We start from the raw sequence: 1,693 nt of genomic DNA, 5'->3' as shown, positions 1-1,693 counted from the left end.
CGGTGGCCGGGCCGCTGATCCATCCGGTGCATGAAAAGAAGGTGCTGTCCTATATCGACATCGGCAGGTCGGAGGGGGCGACGCTGGCCGTCGGCGGCGGCAAGGTCGATGGACCGGGAGGCGGCTGTTATGTCGGCCCGACCCTGTTCACCAACGTGACCAACGGCATGCGCATCGCGCAGGAGGAGATTTTCGGGCCGGTGCTGAGCGCCATTGCGTTCAACGACGAGGCGGAAGCGCTGGCGCTGGCCAACGACACGCAATACGGCCTGACCGGCTATCTCTGGACCTCTGACGTCACCCGCGCCTTCCGTTTCACCGATGCGCTGGAGGCCGGCATGATCTGGGTTAACTCCGAGAACGTGCGGCATTTGCCGACCCCCTTCGGCGGCGTCAAGAATTCCGGCATCGGCCGCGACGGCGGCGACCATTCCTTCGACTTCTACATGGAGACGAAGAACGTCGCCTTCGCGACGACGGCGCACGCGATCCAGAAACTCGGCGGCTGACCGGAGGAAATCGGATGCCCTTGCCCAAACCCAATCTCTACCCCGCCTTCAACATCGTGCGCCTCAGCCATGTCGAGTTGGCTGTCACCGACCTCGCCAAATCCCGCGCCTTCTATGTCGACACGCTCGGCCTGCAGGTTACCGACGAGACATCAGGCGCCATCTACCTGCGCGCCATGGAGGAACGTGGCCATCACTGCATCGTGCTGCGCAAGGCGACGACGCCGGAAGCGCGCGACCTCGGCTTCAAGGTCTTTTCGGACGAGGACCTCGATAAGGCCGAGTATTTCTTCAAGGGCAAGGGCCTGCCGGTGGAATGGGTCGAGCGGCCCTACCAGTCGCGCACTTTTCGGACGCGCGACCCGCACGGGATTCCGCTGGAGTTCTATGCCCAGATGGAAAGGCTGCCGCCGATCCATCAGAAATATGCGCTCTACAAGGGCGTCAAGCCGCTACGCATCGACCACTTCAACTGCTTCTCGCCCAATGTCGACGAGTCCGTCGCCTTCTACAACGAGCTCGGTTTTCGCGTCACCGAATACACCGAGGATGCCGCAACCGGGAAGCTTTGGGCAGCTTGGACGCATCGCAAGGGCGGCGTCCACGACATCGCGTTCACCAACGGCATCGGCCCGCGCCTGCATCATGTCGCCTTCTGGGTGCCGACGCCGCTCAACATCATCGACCTGCTCGACCTGATGGCGACCACGGGCTATTTGCCGAACATCGAACGCGGCCCTGGTCGGCACGGCATCTCCAACGCCTTCTTCCTCTATGTCCGCGACCCGGACAACCACCGTATCGAGATCTACTGTTCGGACTACCAGACGGTCGATCCGGACCTGGAGCCGATCAAGTGGGACCTCAAGGACCCGCAGCGCCAGACGCTGTGGGGCGCACCGGCGCCGAAAAGCTGGTTCGAGGAGGGCAGTGCGTTTGCCGGGGCGGAGGCGCGCCAGCCGGATTTGGCGGCTTCGCCGATCATTGCGCCGTGAGTGGGATTTTGGAGATGTCAGCGTTCCGTGGCGCCCCCCTCTGTCCTGCCGGACATCTCCCCCTCAAGGGGGGAGATTGGCTAGGCCCATGGTCAGCGCCTCTGTTGCAGCGTTGGAAATTGGCGAAGGCAGAGATGACATCCGATCTCCCCCCTTGTGGGGGAGATGTCCGGCAGGACAGAGGGGGGC

The 1,693-nt window shown here is 63.3% G+C and carries 2 protein-coding genes; both read left to right on the top strand.

Translation table 11 applies throughout. From position 1 onward, the window contains the following. The coding region (locus EN879_RS34890) for an aldehyde dehydrogenase family protein (protein ID WP_127274661.1) at positions 1-509 on the top strand (509 nt) is incomplete at its 5' end. Positions 510-523: 14 nt separating this feature from the next. Then, positions 524-1,504: a 3,4-dihydroxyphenylacetate 2,3-dioxygenase gene (gene hpaD, locus EN879_RS34885; RefSeq protein ID WP_063169700.1), complete on the top strand. Its 981-nt coding sequence runs from the start codon at positions 524-526 to the stop codon at positions 1,502-1,504. The last annotated feature ends 189 nt before the right edge of the window (positions 1,505-1,693 follow it).

The organism is Mesorhizobium sp. M7A.F.Ca.AU.002.02.1.1 (assembly GCF_003998535.1).
GTDB lineage: Bacteria > Pseudomonadota > Alphaproteobacteria > Rhizobiales > Rhizobiaceae > Mesorhizobium > Mesorhizobium ciceri.
The sequence above is the reverse complement of the archived record's forward strand: the minus strand, read 5'-3'. Positions and strand labels throughout refer to the sequence as shown.